The organism is Streptomyces sp. NPDC006134, from assembly GCF_040628835.1.
GTDB lineage: Bacteria > Actinomycetota > Actinomycetes > Streptomycetales > Streptomycetaceae > Streptomyces.
On record NZ_JBEXTV010000007.1, the window covers coordinates 92,306 to 114,459 of the forward strand.

Here is a 22,154-nt window from a genome sequence, read left to right on the forward strand (position 1 = left end):
CGCCGCCCCGCGCGGACCGCGTGCCTCTCCCACGCGACCGGCGGGCGCACACATGCGTGGCACGGGTACACCGGGGCGTACACCAGGGAAGGGAACGGCCGCTGACTGTCCACCACCTCAACCAGCTCCTGCTCGTCTGCTCGCTCGTCCTGCTCGTCGCCGTCGCGGCGGTGCGGATCTCCTCGCGCAGCGGGCTGCCCAGCCTGCTCGTCTACCTGGCCATCGGCATCGCCATGGGCCAGGACGGCATCGGCGACATCCACTTCGACAACGCCGAGCTGACCCAGGTCATCGGGTACGCGGCCCTGGTCGTGATCCTGGCCGAGGGCGGCCTGGGCACGAAGTGGAAGGAGATCAGGCCGGCCCTGCCGGCCGCCTCCGCGCTGGCGCTGGCCGGGGTCGCGGTGAGCGTCGGGGTGACGGCCGCGGCGGCCCACTACCTGGTCGGGCTGGAGTGGCGGCAGGCACTGATCATCGGGGCGGTGGTGTCCTCCACGGACGCGGCGGCCGTCTTCTCGGTACTGCGCCGCATCCCCCTGCCCGCGCGCGTGACGGGCACGCTGGAGGCCGAGTCCGGCTTCAACGACGCCCCCGTGGTCATCCTCGTCGTCTCCTTCTCCACCGCCGGGCCGGTGGACCACTGGTACGTGCTGCTGGGCGTGATAGCGATGGAGCTGGCCATCGGCGCGGCCCTCGGGCTGGCGGTCGGCTGGCTGGGCTCCTGGGGCCTGCGGCACGTGGCCCTGCCCGCCTCCGGCCTGTATCCGATCGCGGTCATGGCGATCGCGGTCACGGCGTACGCGGCGGGCGCCCTCGCCCACGGCAGCGGCTTCCTGGCCGTCTACCTCGCCTCGATGGTCATGGGCAACGCGCGGCTCCCGCACTGGCCCGCCACGCGCGGGTTCGCCGAAGGGCTCGGCTGGCTGGCGCAGATCGGCATGTTCGTCCTGCTCGGCCTGCTGGTCACCCCGAGCGAACTGGGCGACGACATCCTGCCCGCCCTCCTCATCGGGCTGGTGCTGACCATGGTGGCCCGCCCGCTGAGCGTCGTGGCGTGCCTGCTGCCGTTCCGGGTGCCCTGGCAGGAGCAGACGCTGATGTCCTGGGCGGGGCTGCGCGGCGCGGTGCCCATCATCCTGGCGACCATCCCCATGGTGGAGGGCGTCGCGGACAGCCGCCGGATCTTCAACATCGTCTTCGTACTGGTCGTCGTCTACACCCTGATCCAGGGGCCGACGCTGCCGTGGCTGGCCCGCAGGCTCCGCCTGGGCGACGACTCGGAGGCCGCCGACCTCGGCATCGAGTCGGCGCCGCTGGAGCGGCTGCGCGGGCATCTGCTGTCCGTGACGATCCCCGAGGGGTCGCGCATGCACGGCGTCGAGATCAACGAGCTGCGGCTGCCGGCCGGGGCGGCCGTCACCCTCGTCGTCCGCGAGGGCACGTCGTTCGTGCCGCTGCCCACGACGGTGCTGCGGCGCGGGGACGAACTGCTCGTGGTCGCCACCGACCCGGTACGGGACGCCGCCGAGAAGCGGCTGCGGGCCGTCACCCGGGGCGGCAAGCTCGCCGGGTGGCTGGGCACGGCGGGGGAGGTGAACGGTCCTCGCAGGGGGCTGTGAGCGGGGGCTGTCCTTGTGGGGGGGGGGCGGTGAGCGCGGAGGGACGGCCCTAGCGGGGGGCGGTGAGCGCGGGGAGGCGGTCCTCGCGGAGGGCGGTGAGCGCGGGGAAGCGGTCCTCGTGGAGGGCGGTAATCGCAGGTGAAAGCGTGCGGAGTGCTCGTTTTCACAGGAGGCGCCGTCCGTGGCCTCTGTAGTATGAAGGCGTCACACCTGATCGAACCAACTCTGCCTGACGCAGAGCTGGCGCGACCGTATGGCGGCCGGAACGCCCCCTCCCGCAATGGGCGCCGGTATCTACCGCAGTCCGCGCAAGAGGACAGCTCTCGGCGCCCACACCCCCGCTTCGAGGGGCCGCGCTACCAGGCGGCGGAAAGGCACGGCCGTGGGACCCACGGTCACCACGTCGAAGAACTCGATGGACTCGAAGAACTCGCAGAACTCGATGGACTCGATGGACGCCGGGCAGCCGAAGACCTCGGCGGCCCCCTCCCGCCCGGGATACGGGCAGCTGCTGCGCACCCGCGGCGCCTGGACGTTCCTGCTGCCCGGCTTCGCGGCACGCCAGCCGTTCGCGATGCTGACGCTCTCCATCGTGCTGCTGGTGCAGCACACGACCGGCTCCTACGGCGCGGCGGGCGCCGCGGCGGCCGTCACCGGTGTCTCCATGGCGGTGTTCGCCCCCTACAGCGGCCGGCTCGCCGACCGTTACGGGCAGCGCGCCGTCCTGCTCCCCGGCGTGCTGGTGCACGCGGTGTCGGGCCTGACCCTGACCGCCCTCGCCCTCGCGGACGCGCCCCTGTGGGCCCTGTTCGTGGCCGCCGTGCCCACGGGCGCCTCGGTGCCGCAGATCGGGCCCATGGTGCGCGCCCGCTGGGGCGTGAAGCTCAAGGGCTCTCCCCTGATGACCACCGCGGCGGCCTTCGAGTCCGTCACCGACGAGCTGACCTTCGTCGTCGGCCCGCTGCTGGCCACCGCCCTGTGCACGGCCGTGGACCCGGCCGCCGGCCTGGTCACGGAGGCCGCGCTGACCCTGGTCGGCGGTCTGCTGTTCGCCGCGCAGAAGAGCACCCAGCCGCCGGTCGGCGGCGCCGACGGCGGGCACGCGCGCGTGGAGCACGTCTCCGCACTGCGCGTCCCCGGGGTGCGCGTGCTGATCGTGACCTTCCTGGGCATCGGCTCCGTCTTCGGCGGCATGCAGGTCTCGCTCGCCGCGTTCACCGAGTCGATCGGCGAGCCCGGCCTGAACGGCGTCCTGTACGGCATCTTCGCCGCGGGCAACATGCTCTCCGGCGTCGTCTGCGGCGCCATCGCCTGGAAGGTGTCCCCGCAGCGCCGCCTGCTCGTCGGCTACACCGCCCTCGCGCTGACCGCGTCCGGCCTGTGGGCCGCGCACTCGGTGCTCGTCCTCGCCGGCCTCGGCCTGCTGGTCGGCATGTGCATCGCACCCGCCCTGATCACCGGCTACACGCTGGTCGAGGGCCTGGTCCCGGCCGGTGCCCGCACCGAGGCGTTCACCTGGCTGACGGGCGCGGTGGCGCTCGGCCAGGCCGCCGCCGTGACGGTCTCCGGACAGCTGGAGGACCGCTTCTGGGGCGGCGCCGGGTTCCTGGTCCCGATGGGCGGCACGGTGCTGGCCCTGGTGACCCTGCTGACGCTGCGGTCCCGCCTGGCGGCGCGCCCCCACGGCCGTACCGTCGCACGTGGTGTCGGTCACCGCGCCCCCGCCGCAGTGGACTGATCCCACGGAATACGTCACTATGGATCGTCGTTAGCACTCATTGAGTGAGAGTGCCAGGAGGAAGACAGTGCCGACCTACCAGTACCAGTGCACCGAGTGCGGCGAGGGCCTCGAGGCGGTGCAGAAGTTCACCGACGACGCCCTGACCGAGTGCCCGAGCTGCAAGGGCCGCCTGAAGAAGGTGTTCTCGGCGGTCGGCATCGTCTTCAAGGGCTCCGGCTTCTACCGGAACGACAGCCGCGGCTCCTCGTCGAGCAGCTCGCCGGCGTCGTCGAAGTCGTCCCCCTCGGCGTCTTCGTCCTCTTCTTCGTCGTCCTCGTCGTCCTCGGACTCCGGGTCGTCGAGCGCTGGCAGCTCGGCCGGCAGCACCGCCGCCTGAGGCCGCCCGGCTCACTGCGCTTTTCACGGGACCCTGTCGCCGACGGCGGCGGGGTCCCGGTGTTTCCGGGGGCCTGGCTGTTTCCGGGGTCCGGCTGTTTTCGGGGCCTGGCTGTTTTCGGGGTCTGGCTGTTTCCCGGCGGCGGCCTCCGGCGCGTCCGGGGCGGCGGCTAGGGTGCGGGCATGGCGAACAACCTGAACGCCGAGATCGGCGTGATCGGCGGATCCGGTTTCTACTCGTTCCTCGACGACGTGACCGAAGTCCAGGTGGACACCCCGTACGGGCCTCCCAGTGACTCCCTCTTCCTCGGCGAGGTCGCCGGCCGGCGGGTCGCCTTCCTGCCCCGGCACGGACGCGGCCACCACTTGCCGCCGCACCGCATCAACTACCGGGCCAACCTGTGGGCGCTCAGGTCCGCCGGCGTGCGCCAGGTCCTCGGCCCCTGCGCGGTCGGCGGCCTGCGCCCCGAGTACGGGCCGGGCACGCTGCTGGTGCCGGACCAGTTCGTCGACCGTACGAAGTCCCGGGTCTCGACCTACTTCGACGGACTGCCGCTGCCCGACGGCACCGTGCCGAACGTGGTGCACGTGTCGCTGGCCGACCCGTACTGCCCCGCCGGACGGGCCGCCGCGCTGAAGGCGGCGCGGGGCCGGGACTGGGAACCGGTGGACGGCGGCACGCTGGTCGTGGTCGAGGGACCACGCTTCTCGACCCGCGCCGAATCGCTCTGGCACCAGGCGCAGGGCTGGTCGGTGGTGGGCATGACCGGCCACCCCGAGGCGGCCCTCGCCCGCGAGCTGGAGCTGTGCTACACCTCCCTGACCCTGGTCACCGACCTCGACGCCGGCGCCGAGACCGGCGAGGGGGTCTCGCACGACGAGGTGCTGCGGGTGTTCGCGGCCAACGTCGACCGGCTGCGGGGCGTGCTGTTCGACGCGGTGGCCGCCCTGCCGGCGGCCGGGGAGCGGGACTGCCCGTGCGCGACGGCGCTGGGCGGGATGGACCCGGGGATCACGCTGCCGTAGACGGGCGGGTGTGGACGGGTGGACCGGCGAGCGCGGGCGGACGCGGGCAGGCGCAGGCGGGCTGACGAGTACGGGCGGACGCGGACAGGCGCAGGTGGACTGACGAGTACGGGCGGACACGGACAGGCGCAGGTGGACTGACGAGTACGGGCGGACACGGACAGGCGCAGGCGGGCTGACGAGTACGGGCGGACACGGACAGGGTGGCCTTGGAACTGTTCGTTCGGGTGAGGGAGTTGTCCACAACCGGCTGGTAACGCACGGGCTCCGGCAGGCGGTGGCGCGAGGCTTCATCGTGGAGAGCGCCAGCCGGTCCCTCGTCGCAGGTGGTGGTCTCCGTGCCCTTCGCCCACTCCTCCCCGCCCTTCTCTTCCTCCCTTCCTTCCGCTCCTTCCCCTCCCGCCTCTTCCCCCGCTCCCCCGCACCCGCTCGGCGCCGACACCCCGCCCACCTGTGAGGTGCCGCAGTTCGACCCCGTGCGGGTGCGCGGCGGGAGGTATCCGCTGCACCGGCTGGTGCGGCACCGCAGGCGGACCGTGGCCGTCGGCCTCGCCGTGACCGCGGCGGTCTTGGTGGCGGTCGGCCCGCGGGACACCGACCGGGCCCGCGGGCATCCGCAGGGGCAGGCGTCCCGTCCCGCCCACGCGCAGCCGGCCACGGCGCCCGCACGGGAGCGCCCCGTACGACCGCGCCATGCCGCCGGCACGGTGGCGGCACCGGTGCGGATCGCCGACGCGGCGACGGTCCGGCTGCTACGGCCGGGCGACCGGGTCGACGTCATCGCCGCCGAGGACACCGCGACCGGCGGTGAGGCACGGGTCGTCGCTCGCGGGGCGCGGGTGACGAAGGTGCCGGAGGCGCCAGAGGCACCAGAGAGGGCCGCCGATCCGGAGGGGAACGGGGCACTGGTCGTGCTCTCGGTGCCGCGCGCCACCGCGGCCCGCCTCGCCGGGGCGGGCGTCACGGCACGGTTGGCGGTGACCCTGTGGTGAGCCGCGTCCTCGCCTTCCTTCGCCGCCTGCTGTCAATTCCCTCGATCGAGGGAACGGATTGGGCAGGATGGCCCAACGCTCACGTAGGTTGCGGAGCGTTTTGTTTCACACCCTGTGCGTGCGAGGAGAACCCCCGAGGTGAGCGAGAAGAAGGAGCCGAGTGTCTGGCAGGGCTTCAAGGCCTTCCTGATGCGCGGGAACGTCGTCGACCTGGCGGTGGCGGTGGTCATCGGTGCCGCCTTCACCAACATCGTGAACTCCGTGGTGAAGGGGATCATCAATCCGCTGGTCGGCGCGTTCGGCACCAAGAACCTGGACAGCTACAGCTCCTGCCTCAAAGGCCCGTGCACCGGCACCGGGGACACCGCCACGGGCGTCCGGATCCTGTGGGGCTCGGTCCTCGGCGCCACCCTCACCTTCCTGATCACCGCGGCCGTCGTCTACTTCCTGATGGTGCTGCCCATGTCGAAGTACCTGGCCCGGCAGGAGGCCCGCAGGAAGGCCAAGGAGGGCACGAAGGAGGTCGTGGAGGTCACCGAGCTGGAGGTGCTCAAGGAGATCCGCGACGCGCTGGTGGCGCAGCGGAGCTCAGGGCGGACGGGACAGACAGGGCAGACGGGGCAGGCAGGGCAGGCAGGGCAGGCGGAGTAGGGGACCGCCGGAGCGCCCTGGCCGCCGTCGAGCGGCTGCCGGGCGGTCGAGACCCGCTCATGGATCAGATCCGCCCTCGGGGTCCTTCCGTACGGAGGAACGGACCCTGCCTGTCGTCGAGCGATCGTCTGACGGCAGGGCGGCGGGCCCGTCTCCGTCGCGGCGGGGTGAGCGCCCGTCCCCGCCGCCACGGCGCGTCACGCACGGGCCTCCAGACGGTGGGCACGGGCGCTGAGGTGGCGGCGCTCGGGGGCACTGGCGGTGCGGCGGGCGGCTTCGCGGTAGGAGGCCGCCGCGGCCTCGTGTTCGCCGAGGAGTTCGAGGAGGTGGGCACGAGTGGCGAGCAGCCGGTGGTGGCGGGCCGTGCGCTTGTCGGCCTCCAGCTCCGTGACCAGGTCGAGCCCCGCGGCCGGGCCGTGGACCATGGCGACGGCGACCGCGCGGTTGAGGGAGACCATCGGGTTCGGCCCGAACCGTTCCAGGATCTCGTACAGGGCGAGGATCTGAGGCCAGTCGGTGGTATCGGTGTCCTCGGCCTCGTCGTGCACGGCCGCGATGGCCGCCTGCAGTTGGTACGGGCCGACCCGGCCGCGCGGCAGGGTCCGGCTGATCAGGCCGACTCCCTCGGCGATGGCGCGGCGGTCCCACAGGCCGCGGTCCTGTTCCGCCAGCGGCACCACTTCACCGGAGGGGCCGGTGCGGGCGGGGCGGCGCGCGTCGGTGAGCAGCATCAGCGCGAGGAGGCCCGCGGTCTCGGTGTCGTCGGGCACCAGGCGGTGCAGCATCCGGGTCAGCCGGATCGCTTCGGCGGACAGTTCCGGCGCGGTCAGGCCGGTGTCGTCGTTACCGCCGGTGGTGGTGTACCCCTCGTTGAAGACCAGATAGAGCACGTGCCGCACCTCGGCCAGCCGCTCGGTGAGGTCGGCGCCCTCGGGCACGGCCAGGGAGGCGCCGGACGCCTTGAGGGTCTGCTTGGCCCGGCTGATGCGCTGGGCCATGGTCGCCTCGGGCACCAGGAAGGCCGCGGCGATCTGCGCGGTGGTCAGGCCGCCGACCGCGCGCAGGGTCAGCGCGATCCGGCTGGCCGGTGACAGCGCGGGGTGGCAGCACAGGAACAGCAGGACCAGCGAGTCGTCCCGATCCGCGTCGGGCACGGTGTCGGCGGCGTGACCGAGCAGTTCGGCCTGCGGAGTGGCCAGGGCGAGGGTGTCCTCGCGGCGCCGGCGGGCGCTGTCGCTGCGGACCTGGTCGACCAGCTTGCGGGAGGCGACGGTGACCAGCCAGCCCCGGGGATTGTCCGGGACGCCGGCCTCGGGCCACTGCAGGGCGGCGGCCAGCAGGGCTTCCTGGACCGCGTCCTCGCACGCGTCGAAGACGCCGTAGCGGCGTACGAGCGCGCCGAGGACCTGCGGCGCCAGCTCGCGCAGCAGGTCCTCGGCGGCATGGCGCCCGGCGGTCACGCGTCCGCCGCGGACTCGTGCAGCACCGGCCACAGCTCGACCGGCTCCACGTCGGCGAACGGCATGTCCGCGGCGATCGCCTGCGCCCGCTCCAGGCTGTCGCAGTCCAGCAGGTAGAAGCTGGCGATGTACTCCTTGGTCTCCAGGTACGGGCCGTCGGTGACCGCCGGGACGCCGTCCTCGCGGCGCACGAGCTGGGCGTTGGCCGCGTCCGCCAGACCGTAGGCGCCCAGCAGTTCACCGCTCTCGCGGTACTTCTTGTTGAACGCCTCCTGCTTCGCGATCGCCTCCGGCCACGCCTCGGCCGGGAAGGAGTCCCACTTGGCCTGGTTGCCGTAGATCATCGCGACGTACTTCATCTCGGGTGTCCCCTCGCTCCCGCGCGCCCCGTCGGCGCGCTGTCACCCCTTGGTCGGAGCGGGAAACGGGTCCTCGACATCCGACGACGACTTTCTTTCGGGTTTCTTCGAGATTTTTTCCGCGCCGCCGTCGACCGGTCCGCACATCGGAGCGGCGCGATCGAGCATGCGCGGGAGGCGGACGCGGCAGCCGGCGGTCCGCGCGGCTCACAGGTGGTGCGGTGGCTTCTCGTCGAGGAAACGCTTCAGGTCGCCCGCGCTGTCGCCGTCGGCCCGCTCGCCCCACCCGCGGTCGGTGTCGTCCGAGGTCTGCTGGTCCAGCGGATCGTCGAAGATCAGCGCGGCCTTCGGGGCGCGCGGCTCGGATTCGGGCTCGGGCTTGGGCTCGGGGGCGGGGGCGGGGGCGGTGCTCATGGCCCCAGGGTACGGCTCCGGGTGCGCTCCCCGGCAGTGTGCGGCGGACCGCGGCCACGGGGGCGGGGGCGGGTGACGCCGTCGGTGGTTCGCCTCTCGGGCACCGGTGGTCGGCCACACTGACGGCATGACAGCAGAAGACGCCTTGACGGACGTGGCCGGGCTGCGGGTGGGGCACGCGACGCGCACCGGTGACGGGTGGCTGACGGGCACGACGGTCGTCCTCGCGCCACCGGGCGGGGTGGTCGCCGCCGTGGACGTGCGGGGCGGTGGGCCCGGCACCAAGGAGACCGACGCCCTCGACCCGCGCAACGTCGTGCGGACGGTGGACGCCGTGGTGCTGACCGGCGGCAGTGCGTACGGGCTCGACGCGGCGGCCGGAGTGATGGCCTGGCTGGAGGAACAGGGGCGTGGGGTGCGGGTCGGGCCGGACCCGGCGCACGTGGTGCCGGTGGTGCCCGCCGCCTGTGTCTTCGACCTGGGACGCGGCGGCGACTTCAAGGCCAGGCCCGGTGCGGCGACCGGACGGGCCGCGGTCGAGGCCGCCGCGGCGAGCACACCGGGCGCGCCGGTGGCCCAGGGCTGCGTGGGCGCGGGCACGGGCGCCGTGGTCGGGCTGCTGAAGGGCGGGGTCGGCACCGCGAGCACCGTACTGCCCTCGGGGATCACGGTGGCGGCGCTGGTGGTGGCCAACGCGGCGGGATCGGTGATGGACCCGGAGACGGGGGTGCTGTACGGGGAGTTGTTCCAGGGCCGACGGGTGGACTACCCGGAGGCGGGCGTCCACGAGGCCGCGCGGCGGCGGCTGGCCGAGGCGGCGGAGCGGAACGCGCCGCCACCGCTGAACACCACGCTCGCCGTGGTCGCCACCGACGCGGACCTGTCCAAGGCGCAGGCGCAGAAGCTGGCCGGCACGGCCCACGACGGCATCGCGCGCGCCGTACGGCCGGTGCATCTGCTCAACGACGGGGACACGGTGTTCGCCCTGGCGACCGGCGGGCGCCCGGTGGACCCCGGGCAGCCGCTCGCGCTGAACGAGGTCCTGGCGGCGGGCGCGGACGTGGTGACGCGGGCGATCGTGCGCGCGGTGCGGGCCGCGGGGCCGGTGGACGGGCCCGGTGGGGCTTGGCCGACGTACGGGGAGCTGTACGGCGGCCACCGGACCGAGCGGACGCCCGGTGACGGGTGACGGTGATAGGTGACGGGTGACGGTGAGTGGCGGGTGGTGAGTGATGAGTGGCGGGTGGTGAGTGATGGGTGGTGGGTGATGGGTGATGGGTGATGGGTGGTGGGTGGCGGGTGGTGGGTGATCGGGCGGTAAGTGACCGGTCCCGGGGGCTGATTGTCCCGGTTCTGTCACGTGACGGTGACCGGGGCCGACGGCGGGAACCGGGCCGCCCGCCGGTCCCTCTTCTCCCACGCACGGAAGCGCAACAGACACACGCGAATGGGGAGAAGCCCGTGACAACGCCGTACACCGCGCGTCGCGTACTGGGGGCCTGCGCCGCCCTGGTGACCGGCGCCCTCGCCCTCACGGCCTGTGGTGGCAACGCCAAGGCCGACAACCACGACGGCAAGAACGGCGAGGGCTCCGCCAAGACCTCCGCGGCGAAGATCGTCATATCCGCGAAGGACGGCTCGACCGGCGCGTCGATCAACTCGACCGGCGTCGAGGTGGGCGACGGCAGGCTGACCGAGGTGACGATGAAGGTGGCGGCGACGGGGGCCGCCGTACCGGGGACGATCTCCGCGGACGGCCGCAGCTGGAAGCCGAAGGAGCAGCTGGAGCGCGGGACGAAGTACGAGATAGCGGCGGTCGCGAAGGACGCGGACGGGCGGACCGCCGCGGCCGGCTCCACCTTCACCACGGTCACCCCGGCGAACAGCTTCATCGGCACCTACACGCCGGACGACGGCACGACGGTCGGGGTGGGGATGCCGGTGTCGTTCACGTTCGACAAGGCGATCAGCGACCGGAAGGCCGTCCAGTCGCACATCACGGTGACCTCCAGCAGCGGGCAGAAGGTGGTCGGGCACTGGTTCGGGGCGCAGCGGCTGGACTTCCGGCCCCAGGAGTACTGGAAGGCCGGCTCCAAGGTCACGATGGAGATCGACCTGGACGGCGTCGAAGGGGCGAACGGCATCCACGGTGTGCAGAAGAAGACGGTCACCTTCACCGTCGGCCGCTCGCAGGTCTCCACGGTCGACGCCGCGACGCAGACCATGACGGTGGTGCGGGACGGCAGGACGCTCAGGACCGTCCCCATCTCGGCGGGCAGCGCCGAGAACCCGACGTACAACGGGCAGATGGTGGTCTCGGAGAAGTCCGTGCAGACGCACATGGACGGTTCGACGGTCGGCTTCGGCGGGGAGTACGACATCCCGGACGTGCCGCACGCGATGCGCCTGACCCGGTCCGGCACCTACCTCCACGGCAACTACTGGTACAACTCCGGCAATCCGCCCTTCGGACGGCAGGGCACCAGCCACGGCTGCATCGGCCTCCGGGACGTGCAGGGGGCGCAGGGCGACACGCCGGGCAAGTGGTTCTACGACAACTCCCTCGTCGGGGACGTCGTGATCGTGAAGAACTCCCCCGACGAGACGGTCGCGCCGGACAACGGGCTCAACGGATGGAACATGCCGTGGAGCGAGTGGGTCGCCGGAAGTGCCGTGTGACGAGCGGTTTTTGACTGATCGCGAGGCTGTACGGGAACTTTTCGCGCGGCCTCCGCGTTTTCCGTGCGTACGTTTTCTCGGTTCCCGGACACGTTGTCCGACCGAGGGGCTACGGTATGCACCCACAAGGTGACATGCAGCAACGCCGGGAGAGACCTTGAGCGTTCCGTACGAGACGGCACCGTACGAGCCATCCGAGTCGCCCGATTCTCCGGAGGAGCATCTCGCGCGGCTTCTGGGCCGTGCCCTGAACTCGTTCGAACTGCCCGACGAGACGATACGGCGGCTGGACTGCGCGCTGGCGTACGACGGTTCGCTGCACTCCGCGCACCACAGCGCGGGCCTGCACCGGGAGACGTACCGGCACACGTGGCTGCTCGCCGACGGCTCGGCGCTCACGCTCTGGGAGCTCGTCCACAACACCGGCCCGGGCAGCGAGCCGCAGGCCGAGGTCTACGACGACGAGGAGGAGCTGCGAGCCGCCACCGCCCGGCTGCCGCTGCCGCCGGAGACCCCGGACTTCGAACTGCCGGTACTGGTGCGGCTGTCGCCGGTCCCCGGTCCGCGGCACGTCTACACGCCGGACGACTCGGCGGACCACGCGCGTCGGCTGCTGCGCCGCGCGGAGAACCTCGACCGGCCGGGGACGGACACGGCCGCGCTGCTGGCGCAGGCGTCCGCGCACCGGATCACCCAGGCGTTCGGCCGCCCCGGTCCTGCGGGGCGCGCGGGTCGCCCGGGTCACCCGGGTCACCCGGGACGCGCCGGGTTGTCCTTCTCCCTCTACGAGCACGCGTTCCTGCTGCGTGACGGCCGGGAGGTCTCCCTCTGGGAGGTCGAGCACACGGCGACCCCCGACGGCCGCCACATGTGCGAGGTGTACGTCAGCGAGGAGGCCGCCCGGGAGGCGATGGAGCGGCGGGCGGCGCAGGTGCCCTGAGCGGCGGGCGGGTCGTCGGGGCGCTGGTGCGCCGGGCCGCCGGAGCGGGGCCGGTGTGCCGGACCGCCGGAGCGGGGGCCGGTGTGCCGGACCGCGGGTGTACCGGGTCGCGGGTGTGCCGGGTCGCGGGTGTGCCGGGTCGCGGGTGTGCCGATGTGCTGGCCCGGGTGGCCGTGGCGGAGGCCGGCCGGGGCCCCGGGACGGGGCCTGGCCGGCCTCGGGTGGCTCCCGACGCTACGCGGCCACCGGCTGCTTCGCCGTCCCCGTCCCGGCCGCCGTGTCCGTAGCGGTACCGGGGCCCTGCTGTCCCGCCCCCGGCACCGGTCCGCGCAGGCCCTTGAGGGCGATCACCCCGGCGGTGGTGACGCAGACGCCCGCCGCAATGGCGACCAGGTACAGCAGCGGGTTGCCGATCAGCGGGACCACGAAGACGCCGCCGTGCGGGGCGCGCAGGGTGGCGCCGAAGGCCATCGACAGAGCGCCGGTGAGCGCGCCGCCGGCCATGGACGCCGGGATGACCCGCAGCGGGTCGGCCGCGGCGAACGGGATCGCCCCCTCGGAGATGAAGGAGGCGCCCAGCACCCAGGCGGCCTTGCCGTTCTCCCGCTCGGCGGCGTTGAACAGCTTGCCGTGCACGGTCGTCGCCAGGGCCATCGCCAGCGGCGGGACCATGCCGGCCGCCATCGCCGCGGCCATGATCTTCATGGCGGAGTCGCTGGGGTCGGCGACCGCGATACCGGCGGTGGCGAAGGTGTAGGCGACCTTGTTGACCGGCCCGCCGAGGTCGAAGCACATCATCAGGCCGAGCAGGGCGCCCAGCAGGACCGCGTTGGTGCCGGACAGACCGCCGAGCCAGTCGGTCATCGCCTTCTGCGCGGAGGCGATGGGCTTGCCGATCACGACGAACATCAGGAAGCCGACGACGGCCGAGGAGATCAGCGGGATCACCACGACCGGCATGATGCCGCGCAGCGCCGCCGGGATCCGCACCCGCTGGATCGCCATCACCACGGCACCGGAGATCAGTCCGGCCGCCAGACCGCCGAGGAAGCCCGCGTTGACGGTCAGCGCGATCGAGCCGCCGACGAAGCCGGGGACCAGGCCGGGGCGGTCGGCCATGCCGTAGGCGATGTAGCCGGCCAGGACCGGGACGAGGAAGCCGAAGGCCACGCCGCCGATCTGGAAGAGCAGCGCACCCCAGCTGTCGGCCTGGGTCCACACGAAGTGGTCCATCACCGACGGGGCCTTGTCGATGTCATAGCCGCCGATCGCGAAGCCGAGGGCGATGAGCAGGCCGCCCGCGGCGACGAACGGGACCATGTAGCTGACGCCGCTCATCAGCCACTTGCGCAGCTTGGTGCCGTAGCCCTCGCCCGGCTCGCCGGCGCGTTCGACGGGCGTCACGGCCGGGGACGCGGAGGTGACCTCTCCACGGGCCGCCTTCTCGCGGACCTCGGCGATCAGTTCGCCGGGGCGGTTGACGGCCGCCTTCACGCCGGTGTCGACGGTCGGTTTCCCGGCGAAGCGGTCCTTGTCGCGCACGGGCACGTCGTGGGCGAGGATCACGCCGTCCGCGGCCTCGATCAGCGCCGGGTCCAGCCGGGTGAAACCGGCCGAGCCCTGTGTCTCGACGGTGATCTCGACGCCCGCCTCGCGGCCCGCGTTCTCCAGCGCCTCGGCCGCCATGTAGGTGTGGGCGATGCCGGTGGGGCAAGAGGTGACGGCGACGATACGGAACGGGCGGCGGTTCTCGTCCGAGGGTTCCTCCGGGGTTTCTTTCGGGGTCTCCTCCGGGGTTTCTTCCGGGGACTCTTCCAGGGGCTCTTCCGGGGGTGTGGTGCTGTCCGTGGCGGCGGTGGCAGTGGCGGCGGTGGCCGGGGGCTCCTCGCCGCGGATCAGCGCCGTCGCGGTCTCCGCGTCCGCCGCCGACCGCAGCGCGCTCGTGAACTCGGCGTTCAACAGCTGCCGGGCGAGGGCGGACAGGATGGTCAGGTGGGCGTCGTCGGCGCCCGCCGGCGCGGCGATCAGGAAGATCAGGTCGGCCGGACCGTCCGCCGCGCCGAAGTCGATGCCGTCGGCGCTGCGGCCGAAGGCGAGGGTCGGCTCGGTGACGTGCTCGCTGCGGCAGTGCGGGATGCCGATGCCGCCGTCGAGGCCGGTCGGCATCTGTGCCTCGCGGGCGGCCACGTCGGCGAGGAAGCCGTCCAGGTCGGTCACCCGGCCCAGGGCCGCCATCCGCTCGGCGAGGGCGCGCGCCGCGGCTTCCTTGGTGTCGGCGGACAGGTCGAGATCGACCAGGTCCGCGGTGATCATGTCACTCATCGCGGGCTCCTTCGCTCGCGTATCGCCCGGGGCGTGGGGTGGGCGGGGAGGGTGAGGGTGGCGGGGACGGGGGCGGGGACGGGGGCCAAAGGATGGAGGCCGATGGGGGTGAGGGCCGACGGGTGAAGGGCGATGGGGTGGGAGGCGGTCATGACGCCGGCTCCGTCAGTACGCGGTCCACCGGCACCCGGTCCGTGACCGTCACCGCGGCCGGGTCCAGGTCGCCCGGCGCCGGCATCACGCTGCCGGGCAGCCGGACGGCCGCCGCGCCGTGGGCGACCGCGGAGGCGAGCGCCTCGGGTCCGCTGCCGCCCGCGACGAGGAACCCGGCGAGTGAGGCGTCACCGGCACCGACGTTGCTGCGTACGGCGTCCACGCGTGCGTGGCCGTACCAGCTGCCCGCGTCGTCCACGAGCAGCTGCCCGTCGGCGCCCAGGCTGGCGAGTACGGTGCGGGCGCCGCGTCCGCGCAGTTCCTCGGCCGCCTTCAGCGCGTCGCCGACGGTGGCCAGGGGGCGTCCGACGGCCTCGGCGAGTTCGTCGGCGTTGGGCTTCACCACGTCGGGTCGTTCGCGCAGCGCGTGGAGCAGCGCGGGCCCGGAGGTGTCCAGCGCGATGCGGACACCGGCGGTGTGCGCCCGCGCGACCAGGTCGGCGTACCAGGACGGGGCGAGCCCGCGGGGCAGGCTGCCGCAGCAGGCGATCCAGTCGGCGTCGCGCGCGTGCCGCCGGACCGTCTCCAGGAGCAGTTCCCGCTCGGCCTCCGACAGTTCCGGACCCGGCGCGTTGATCTTCGTCAGGACGCCGTCCGCCTCCGCGAGGGCGATGTTGGAGCGGGTGGCCCCGGCGACCGGCACCGGCGCGACCTCGATGCCCTGCGCGTCGAGCAGGTCGGCGACGAGGGCGCCCGGCGCTCCGCCCAGGGGCAGGACCGCGACCGTGCGCCGTCCGGCGGCGGCGACCGCGCGGGAGACGTTCACGCCCTTGCCGCCCGGGTCCATCCGCTCACCGGCGGCGCGGACGACCTCGCCGCGGTCGAGGGAGGGGATCTCGTAGGTGCGGTCCAGGGACGGGTTGGGGGTGACGGTGAGGATCATGCGCGTACCACTTCCGTGCCGCCGCGCTCGATGGCGGCGGTGTCGTCGGGGCTCAGCCCGCTGTCGGTGACCAGCAGGTCCACGTCGCCCAGATCGCCGAAGCGGGCGAAGTGCTCCTGGCCGTGCTTGGTGGAGTCGGCGAGCAGGACGACCCGGCGGGCGGCGGCCACGGCGGCCCGCTTGACGGCGGCCTCGGCGAGGTCGGGGGTGGTCAGCCCGTGCTCGGCGGAGAAGCCGTTGGCGGCGACGAAGAGGACGTCGGCGCGGATCTCGCCGTACGCGCGCAGCGCCCAGGCGTCCACGGCGGCGCGCGTACGGTGCCGGACACGGCCTCCGACGAGATGGAGCTGGATGCCGGGGTGGTCCGCGAGGCGGGCCGCGATGGGCAGGCTGTGGGTGACGACGGTGAGGGACGCCTCCAGGGGGAGGGCGGCGGCGAGCCGCGCCACCGTCGTACCGGCGTCGAGGATCACCGTGCCCTCGGTGGGCAGTTCCGCGAGGGCCGCCCGGGCGATGCGGTCCTTCTCGCCGGCGGCGGTCGACTCGCGCTCGGCGAGGTCCGGTTCGAAGTCGAGGCGCCTGGCCGGGATGGCGCCACCGTGCACCCGGCGGACGAGCCCGGCGCGGTCGAGGGCCTTCAGGTCGCGGCGGATGGTCTCCGCCGTCACCTGGAACGTCTCGGCCAGCGACAGTACGTCCACCCGGCCGCCGTCCCGGGCGAGCCGGAGGATCTCCTGTTGCCGCTCCGGTGCGTACATGTCTGTTTTCCTCCGACCGTGCCCGAACGTGTGGATTCACCCCGGAGGCTATGTCGGGATACCCGAAAAGTAAACGCATTCGGGCAGATGCGGGCGCACCGCGGGCACAAACGGGCACTTGCCATATGCAGGCCCGAGGGGAGGGACGGGCGGCAAGGAGTGAGGAGCAGGGAGGGAGAGGAAGGGAGAGGAAGGGAGAGGAAGGGAGAGGAAGGGAGAGGAAGGGAGAGGAAGGGAGAGGGCGGGCGGAAGGGAGGGCAGGAGAGGGGGGAGAGACGGGGAGGAGCGGTGACAGGGCGGGGCCCGGCACGATGTGATGTGCCGGGCCCCGCCCTGTCGCCGTCGCGTCTCCGGATCAGGACGCCGGCACCGGTTCCGGTTCCTCCTCCCGCTCCGCCGGCCGCCGCTCCCCGGCCGCCCCCTCCACATGCTGTGCCGGCCGCTTCGGCAACGCGAACATCAGCAGGAAGATGGCGCCCATCACGGCGGCCACCCAGCCCAGCGCGTGCCGGAAGCCGTCCACGTACGCCGGGCCGATCCGGGACGGCGCCAGGTGGTCGCCGACCACGCCGAAGAACACCACCGACACCAGGCCGAGGCCGAGCGCGTTGCCCATCTGCTGCACGGTGTTGACGAGGCCCGACGCCGCCCCCGCGTGTTCACGCGGCACCTCCGACAGCACCGCGTCCGTCAGCGGGGCCACGATCAGGCCCATGCCCACGCCCATCACCACCAGCGGCAGCGCCATCTGCCACGGGGTGATGCCGAGGCCGTACCGCCCGGCCTCCCAGACGTAGAGCAGCACACCGGCCGCGAACGTCAGCGCACCCGCCTGGAGTACCTTGCGCCCGAAGCGCGGGACCAGCTTCTGCACCGACAGCCCGGCGGCCATGGACACGGCGATCGAGAACGGCACCCCGGTCAGGCCGGCCTTCAGCAGGCTCCAGCCCAGCCCCACCTGCAGGTACAGCGTCCACACCAGGAAGAAGATGCCGAGCCCGACCCCGAAGACGGTCTGGACGGCGATGCCCGCCGCGAAGCTCTTCACCTTGAACAGCGACAGTTCGACCAGCGGGGAGCCGTCGCGCGCCGCCTTGCGCCGTTCGTAGGCCACCAGCGCCGCGAAGACGGCGAACGCCCCGGTCATGGAGACGTACCCCCACAGCGGCCAGCCCAGCTCGCGGCCGCGGGTGAGGGGGTAGAGCAGCATCAGCAGGCCGAGGGTGACCAGGGCGACGCCCACCAGGTCCAGCTTCAGGGCGCGCGGCGCCTTCGACTCGGTGATGAAGCGGCTGCCGAGCAGCAGGCCCGCGAGGCCGACCGGCAGGTTGATGAGGAAGATGGGCCGCCATTCCAGCCCGAACAGGTTCCACTCCGTCAGCAGCGCGCCGAGCAGCGGGCCGGAGACCGCGCCCAGGCCGACGATCGCGCCGAACAGGCCGAAGACCTTGCCGCGTTCGTGCGCCGGGAAGGTGGCGTGCACGATCGACAGGACCTGCGGCACCATCAGCGACGCCATGGCGCCCTGGAGGATGCGGGAGGCGACCAGCATCTCCGGGTTCACGGCCAGGCCGCACAGCGCGGAGGCGATCGTGAACCCGCCGATGCCGAGAAGGAAGATCCGCTTGCGTCCGTGGATGTCACCGAGCCGGCCACCGGTGATCAGGCCGGCGGCGAAGGCGAGCGCGTACCCGGCGGTGATCCACTGGATCTGGCCGAACGAGGCGCCCTCGTCCCGCTGGATGGACGGGAGGGCGATGTTGACGATCGTGACGTCGACCAGATCCATGAAGGCCGCGGTCATGACGATCGCGAGGGCGAACCAGCGGCGCCGGTCTCCGGCGGGGCCCATGGTGGTGCTCTGCTTCTCGGTGAAGGACATGACCCGAAACTAGGCCGCCTATAGGACAGATCATGTCCTATTTCTGCGGCACGCTCGGACGCATGACGACGGACACTCCGGCCCGGCTCCTGACGTTGCTCTCCCTCCTCCAGACACCCCGTGAATGGCCCGGCGGCGAGCTCGCCGAGCGGCTCGGGGTCTCCCGCCGCACGGTCCGGCGGGACATCGACCGGCTGCGCGAGCTCGGCTATCCCGTGCAGGCGACCAAGGGCGCCGACGGCGGCTACCGGCTGGTCGCCGGGAAGGCCATGCCACCGCTCGTGCTCGACGACGAGGAGGCGGTGGCGATCGCGGTCGGCCTGCGCGCCGGGGCGGGACACGCGGTCGAGGGCGTGGACGAGGCGTCGGTACGGGCGCTGGCCAAGCTGGAGCAGGTGCTGCCGTCCCGGCTGCGGCACCGGGTGGCGACCCTCCAGGCCGCGGTGACTCCGCTGACCCACGGGGACGGCCCGGGCATCGCACCCGAGACGCTGACCGTGATGGCCTCGGCGGTGGCCGGGCGGGAGCGGCTGCGGTTCGCCTACCGCGCCGGGGACGGCACCGGGTCACGGCGCCTGACCGAGCCGTACCGGCTGGTGTCGGCGGGGCGGCGCTGGTACCTCGTGGCGTACGACGTCGACCGCGCCGACTGGCGCACCTTCCGGGTCGACCGGGTGAGCGAGCCGTTCGCGACCGGGACCCGCTTCGCCCCGCGGGAGTTGCCGACGGGGAGCGCGGCGGAGTACCTGCGGCGGTCGATGCAGCGGCGGAACGATTCCTACGAGATGGTCGTCGCGTTCGACGCGCCGGCGGAGACCGTCGCGGCCCGGCTGCCCGGCTGGCTCGGGCCCCCGGAAGCCGTGGACGGTGGTTCGTGCGTGCTGCGGGCGACGGTGTCGGACTCCGTGGAGTGGACGGCGGTACGGCTGGCCATGCTGGGCCTGGACTTCCGGGTGCGGGAGCCGGAGGAACTGGTGCGGTGCGTGCGCGAGTTGGGGGCTCGGCTGGTCCGGGCGGCGGCGGTGGGGGAGGAGAGGAAGGAGAGGGAGGGAAAGGAAGGCGGGTGACGGAAGGCGCACCGAGCGGCCCGCTGCGGTCTTCCGCCTTCCGGCTCACTGCCGGCTGCCCGGCTCAGGCGCTCATCGCGGACGTACCGCCTCGGTGACGTCCGTCCAGGGAAACTCCCGCAGCACCTCCAGGTTGCGCAGGGCCAGGGCGGCCGGGCCCTGCGCGCCGGCGCCCTCCGCCCGGGCCGCGCCCAGGGCCCACCGTTCGACGGCCACCCTGACCGCGGCGCCGGCCACCGCGGCGGCGAAGCGCAGCTCCGCGGAGTCCGTGAGCGCGGCTGCCACCCGGTCGTCGCCCTGGGCCACCCGGTCGGCGAGGACCTCGGTGAGGGTGCGCTCCGAGCTGTGGCACGCCTCCGCCCACACCTTGCGCAGGGCAGGGCTGCCGTCGGCCAGGCGGACCAGGGTACGGACCCACTCCCAGGAGGCCGCCGACACACCGGCTCCCGGGGTCAGGGTGTGGCGTACCGCGTGCTCCAGCGCCTCGGGAAGGGGCAGCCCGGCCGGGGCGTCGCGGACCGCCTCCGCCCAGCGCTGGGCGCCCGCCGCGTAGAGGGGGGCGACGGCCTCCTCCTTGGTGGCGAAGTAGCGGTAGAACGTGCGCGGGGCGATGCCGGCGGCCTGGGCGATGTCCTCGGCGCGGGTGGCGCGCAGACCCAGGCGTACGAAGAGACCCGCCGCCGCGCGGGCGATCTCCATCCGGGTCTCGGCCTTGCGTCGCTCGATCAGCGACCCGGAGGCGGGGGCCGGGGCAGGCGCCCGGCGGGCGGTCGGGCCCGTGGGGGAAATCGGAGTGGTGCTTCTCACTTCGGCAGGCTATGTCCCTGTGGCAGAATCTGCCATCCGGCGAGTCACCCCGGGGTTCAGGTCCGGGGTGACCCGCCCTCCAAGCTCACGAACGGGCTGCGGCCCGGGAGGCCGGGAGGGGCAGGGAGCCGAGAAGCCGAGGAACCGAGAAGTCGGGGAGCCGAGAAGTCGGGGAGCCGACGGCGCGAAGGGGCCAGCCCACACCTCCCAGGGGCCGAAGAGGCGACGGAAAGGCCACGGAGGAAAAGAGGGAGCCGGGCTCCGGCGCCCGGGGGAAGGAGCGCCGAGCCCGGCTCGGGGAGAGTCCCGGCGCTGGGGGGGGGAGCGTCGGGACGTGGGTCTCGGACAGGCAGGGAGCAGGGCCCCCGGCCTGAGCTGGTGGAACCGGACGTACGGTCGCGCCTGGTCCCGTGGGCCCTCGGCTCTCCCGGACTGGTGGGCCCGACATTCTTGTTCCCGGCGTCCGAACAGTTGAAGCAGCGTTACACGGCCATGTTTGCGCGGTCTTTCGCCACCCGGCGCACGCCACCGCCGCCGCACACACCACTCCGCGCCCGTCGAGCGCGCTGGATCTGCCGGACCTGCCGGATCCACCCGGCCTACGTATATGCCGGTTCTGCCAGTTCTGCCGGGCCTGCTGGCCCTGCCGGATTCACCGGACCTGCCGAACCAGCCGTACGAGCCCAACCGGCCCCGTACGAGCCCGACCGGCCGTACGACCAGGACCGGTCGGCTGTACGACCAGGACCGGTCGGCCGCACGACCAGGACCGGTCGGCTGTACGACCAGGACCGGTCGGCTGTACGACCCGACCGGTCGCGCGGCACGCGCGTGGGGTCGCGCGGCGCGCGCGTGGCGTGTCACGCCGCCGCTTCGAATCCGGTGTCGTGGGCCAGCTTCTTCAGCTCCAGCAGTGCGTGCTTCTCGATCTGGCGGATGCGCTCGCGCGTCAGGCCGTGCTCCTTGCCGACCTCGGTCAGCGTGCGCTCCCGGCCGTCCTCGATGCCGTACCGCATCTTGATGATGGAGGCCGTGCGCGGGTCGAGGCGGCCGATGAGGCCGTCGAGCTCCTCGCTGCGCAGCAGCGTCAGCACCGACTGCTCGGGCGACACCGCGGAGGTGTCCTCCAGCAGATCGCCGAACTGGGTCTCGCCCTCGTCGTCCACCGACATGTTCAGCGAGACCGGGTCACGGGCCCAGTCGAGCACGTCGATGACGCGCTCCGGCGTCGAGCCGAGCTCGGCGGCGATCTCCGCGGGCTCCGGCTCGCGGCCGTGCTCGCGGTTGAACTCGCGCTGCACGCGCCGGATCCGGCCCAGCTCCTCCACCAGGTGGACGGGCAGCCGGATGGTGCGCGACTGGTCCGCGATCGAGCGCGTGATCGCCTGACGGATCCACCAGGTGGCGTACGTCGAGAACTTGAAGCCCTTGCGGTAGTCGAACTTCTCCACCGCACGCACCAGGCCGGCGTTGCCCTCCTGGATCAGGTCGAGCAGGGGCAGACCGCTGCGGGGGTAGCGGCGGGCGACGGCGACGACCAGCCGGAGGTTGGAGCGGATGAAGATGTCCTTGGCCCGCTCGCCCTCGGCGACCAGGGCCTCCAGTTCCTCGCGGGTGGCGTCCGCCCCGGTCTCCTCATAGCCGTCGAGGACCTGCCGCGCGAACACACCCGCCTCGATGATCTGGGACAGCTCGACCTCCTTCGCGGCGTCGAGCAGCGGGGTCCGCGCGATCTCGTCGAGGTACATACCGACCAGATCGCGGTCCGCGAGCTCGCCGCTGGTGGCGCGAACGCTGCTTGCCGAGTCGGCCGTCTCGCCGGTGGCGGACTGACGACGGGCGACGGCACGGGTTGCCATGCGTGCTCCCTTGCGTCTGGGGTCCCCCCAGGCCCTTGAGGCGCTGGAGGAGGGTCAGCGGGTGGTCCTTCGGACGTTCGGCACCGTCCGCGGACGTCTCCGGACCT

Annotated in this window: 19 protein-coding genes; 10 read left to right on the plus strand and 9 right to left on the minus strand. The window is 73.1% G+C overall.

Annotated features, from left to right (window positions below; translation table 11 throughout):
* The first annotated feature begins 56 nt into the window (after positions 1–56).
* From ABZ340_RS06630 to mscL, 6 genes are all read left to right on the plus strand, one after another.
* On the plus strand, positions 57–1,619 hold the full coding sequence (locus tag ABZ340_RS06630; protein WP_358780641.1) for a potassium/proton antiporter: 1,563 nt from the start codon (positions 57–59) through the stop codon (positions 1,617–1,619).
* A 442-nt stretch (positions 1,620–2,061) separates the two neighbouring features.
* Complete coding sequence (locus ABZ340_RS06635) at positions 2,062–3,357, plus strand: MFS transporter (RefSeq protein WP_358780713.1); 1,296 nt, start codon at positions 2,062–2,064, stop codon at positions 3,355–3,357.
* 67 nt (positions 3,358–3,424) lie between these two features.
* Positions 3,425–3,736, plus strand: a complete 312-nt coding sequence (locus ABZ340_RS06640; protein ID WP_358780642.1) for an FmdB family zinc ribbon protein — start codon at positions 3,425–3,427, stop codon at positions 3,734–3,736.
* A gap of 182 nt (positions 3,737–3,918) precedes the next feature.
* Positions 3,919–4,761 carry an S-methyl-5'-thioadenosine phosphorylase gene (locus tag ABZ340_RS06645; protein WP_358780643.1) on the plus strand — a complete coding sequence of 281 codons (843 nt, stop codon included), beginning with the start codon at positions 3,919–3,921 and terminating at the stop codon, positions 4,759–4,761.
* Positions 4,762–5,219: 458 nt separating this feature from the next.
* Entirely contained in the window at positions 5,220–5,753 is a 534-nt protein-coding gene (locus tag ABZ340_RS06650; protein ID WP_358780644.1) for an RcpC/CpaB family pilus assembly protein, read from the plus strand.
* A 138-nt stretch (positions 5,754–5,891) separates the two neighbouring features.
* Entirely contained in the window at positions 5,892–6,404 is a 513-nt protein-coding gene (gene mscL, locus ABZ340_RS06655; protein ID WP_358780645.1) for a large conductance mechanosensitive channel protein MscL, read from the plus strand.
* A 197-nt stretch (positions 6,405–6,601) separates the two neighbouring features.
* On the opposite strand, the gene ABZ340_RS06660 is transcribed toward mscL, so the two are convergent.
* The 3 genes from ABZ340_RS06660 to ABZ340_RS06670 all read right to left on the minus strand — a co-directional run bounded on the left by ABZ340_RS06660 (position 6,602) and on the right by ABZ340_RS06670 (position 8,637).
* On the minus strand, positions 6,602–7,864 hold the full coding sequence (locus ABZ340_RS06660) for a DUF6596 domain-containing protein (protein ID WP_358780646.1): 1,263 nt from the start codon (positions 7,862–7,864) through the stop codon (positions 6,602–6,604).
* Positions 7,861–8,223 carry a YciI family protein gene (locus tag ABZ340_RS06665; RefSeq protein ID WP_358780647.1) on the minus strand — a complete coding sequence of 121 codons (363 nt, stop codon included), beginning with the start codon at positions 8,221–8,223 and terminating at the stop codon, positions 7,861–7,863. Before ABZ340_RS06665 ends, ABZ340_RS06660 begins: the two co-directional genes overlap by 4 nt.
* Before the next feature lie 207 nt (positions 8,224–8,430).
* Complete coding sequence (locus tag ABZ340_RS06670) at positions 8,431–8,637, minus strand: hypothetical protein (protein ID WP_358780648.1); 207 nt, start codon at positions 8,635–8,637, stop codon at positions 8,431–8,433.
* A gap of 127 nt (positions 8,638–8,764) precedes the next feature.
* Between ABZ340_RS06670 and ABZ340_RS06675 the strand changes: the two genes are divergently transcribed.
* The 3 genes from ABZ340_RS06675 to ABZ340_RS06685 all read left to right on the plus strand — a co-directional run bounded on the left by ABZ340_RS06675 (position 8,765) and on the right by ABZ340_RS06685 (position 12,256).
* The gene (locus tag ABZ340_RS06675; protein ID WP_358780649.1) at positions 8,765–9,826 is read left to right on the plus strand and encodes a P1 family peptidase; all 1,062 of its coding nucleotides are present in this window, start codon (positions 8,765–8,767) and stop codon (positions 9,824–9,826) included.
* Between the two features lie 272 nt (positions 9,827–10,098).
* Positions 10,099–11,316 carry an Ig-like domain-containing protein gene (locus tag ABZ340_RS06680; RefSeq protein WP_358780650.1) on the plus strand — a complete coding sequence of 406 codons (1,218 nt, stop codon included), beginning with the start codon at positions 10,099–10,101 and terminating at the stop codon, positions 11,314–11,316.
* Positions 11,317–11,473: 157 nt separating this feature from the next.
* Positions 11,474–12,256: a DUF6227 family protein gene (locus ABZ340_RS06685; protein WP_358780651.1), complete on the plus strand. Its 783-nt coding sequence runs from the start codon at positions 11,474–11,476 to the stop codon at positions 12,254–12,256.
* A gap of 234 nt (positions 12,257–12,490) precedes the next feature.
* Here ABZ340_RS06685 and ABZ340_RS06690 read toward each other — a convergent pair whose 3' ends face one another.
* The 4 genes from ABZ340_RS06690 to ABZ340_RS06705 all read right to left on the minus strand — a co-directional run bounded on the left by ABZ340_RS06690 (position 12,491) and on the right by ABZ340_RS06705 (position 18,314).
* On the minus strand, positions 12,491–14,578 hold the full coding sequence (locus ABZ340_RS06690) for a fructose-specific PTS transporter subunit EIIC (protein WP_358780652.1): 2,088 nt from the start codon (positions 14,576–14,578) through the stop codon (positions 12,491–12,493).
* 148 nt (positions 14,579–14,726) lie between these two features.
* Positions 14,727–15,674: a 1-phosphofructokinase gene (gene pfkB, locus ABZ340_RS06695; RefSeq protein ID WP_358780653.1), complete on the minus strand. Its 948-nt coding sequence runs from the start codon at positions 15,672–15,674 to the stop codon at positions 14,727–14,729.
* A complete protein-coding gene (locus ABZ340_RS06700; RefSeq protein WP_358780654.1) occupies positions 15,671–16,432 on the minus strand; it encodes a DeoR/GlpR family DNA-binding transcription regulator in 762 nt (253 codons plus the stop codon). Before ABZ340_RS06700 ends, pfkB begins: the two co-directional genes overlap by 4 nt.
* Positions 16,433–16,787: 355 nt before the next feature.
* Positions 16,788–18,314 (minus strand): MFS transporter, encoded by a 1,527-nt coding sequence (locus ABZ340_RS06705; RefSeq protein WP_358780655.1) that lies wholly within the window; start codon positions 18,312–18,314, stop codon positions 16,788–16,790.
* Between the two features lie 62 nt (positions 18,315–18,376).
* Between ABZ340_RS06705 and ABZ340_RS06710 the strand changes: the two genes are divergently transcribed.
* Positions 18,377–19,381, plus strand: coding sequence for a YafY family protein (locus ABZ340_RS06710; RefSeq protein WP_358780656.1), 1,005 nt, complete (start codon positions 18,377–18,379; stop codon positions 19,379–19,381).
* A 72-nt stretch (positions 19,382–19,453) separates the two neighbouring features.
* On the opposite strand, the gene ABZ340_RS06715 is transcribed toward ABZ340_RS06710, so the two are convergent.
* Positions 19,454–20,170 carry a TetR family transcriptional regulator gene (locus ABZ340_RS06715; RefSeq protein WP_358780714.1) on the minus strand — a complete coding sequence of 239 codons (717 nt, stop codon included), beginning with the start codon at positions 20,168–20,170 and terminating at the stop codon, positions 19,454–19,456.
* Between the two features lie 878 nt (positions 20,171–21,048).
* Entirely contained in the window at positions 21,049–22,047 is a 999-nt protein-coding gene (locus ABZ340_RS06720; RefSeq protein ID WP_358780657.1) for a sigma-70 family RNA polymerase sigma factor, read from the minus strand.
* Positions 22,048–22,154: the final 107 nt, after the last annotated feature.

Coding starts and splice junctions, on each gene's coding strand:
- ABZ340_RS06635 (WP_358780713.1), top strand. CDS start 2,062: ATGGACTCGATGGACGCCGGGCAGCCGAAGACCTCGGCGGCCCCCTCC.
- ABZ340_RS06645 (WP_358780643.1), top strand. CDS start 3,919: ATGGCGAACAACCTGAACGCCGAGATCGGCGTGATCGGCGGATCCGGT.
- ABZ340_RS06665 (WP_358780647.1), bottom strand. CDS start 8,223: ATGAAGTACGTCGCGATGATCTACGGCAACCAGGCCAAGTGGGACTCC.
- ABZ340_RS06670 (WP_358780648.1), bottom strand. CDS start 8,637: ATGAGCACCGCCCCCGCCCCCGCCCCCGAGCCCAAGCCCGAGCCCGAA.
- ABZ340_RS06675 (WP_358780649.1), top strand. CDS start 8,765: ATGACAGCAGAAGACGCCTTGACGGACGTGGCCGGGCTGCGGGTGGGG.
- ABZ340_RS06690 (WP_358780652.1), bottom strand. CDS start 14,578: ATGAGTGACATGATCACCGCGGACCTGGTCGATCTCGACCTGTCCGCC.
- pfkB (WP_358780653.1), bottom strand. CDS start 15,674: ATGATCCTCACCGTCACCCCCAACCCGTCCCTGGACCGCACCTACGAG.
- ABZ340_RS06700 (WP_358780654.1), bottom strand. CDS start 16,432: ATGTACGCACCGGAGCGGCAACAGGAGATCCTCCGGCTCGCCCGGGAC.
- ABZ340_RS06705 (WP_358780655.1), bottom strand. CDS start 18,314: ATGTCCTTCACCGAGAAGCAGAGCACCACCATGGGCCCCGCCGGAGAC.
- ABZ340_RS06710 (WP_358780656.1), top strand. CDS start 18,377: ATGACGACGGACACTCCGGCCCGGCTCCTGACGTTGCTCTCCCTCCTC.
- ABZ340_RS06720 (WP_358780657.1), bottom strand. CDS start 22,047: ATGGCAACCCGTGCCGTCGCCCGTCGTCAGTCCGCCACCGGCGAGACG.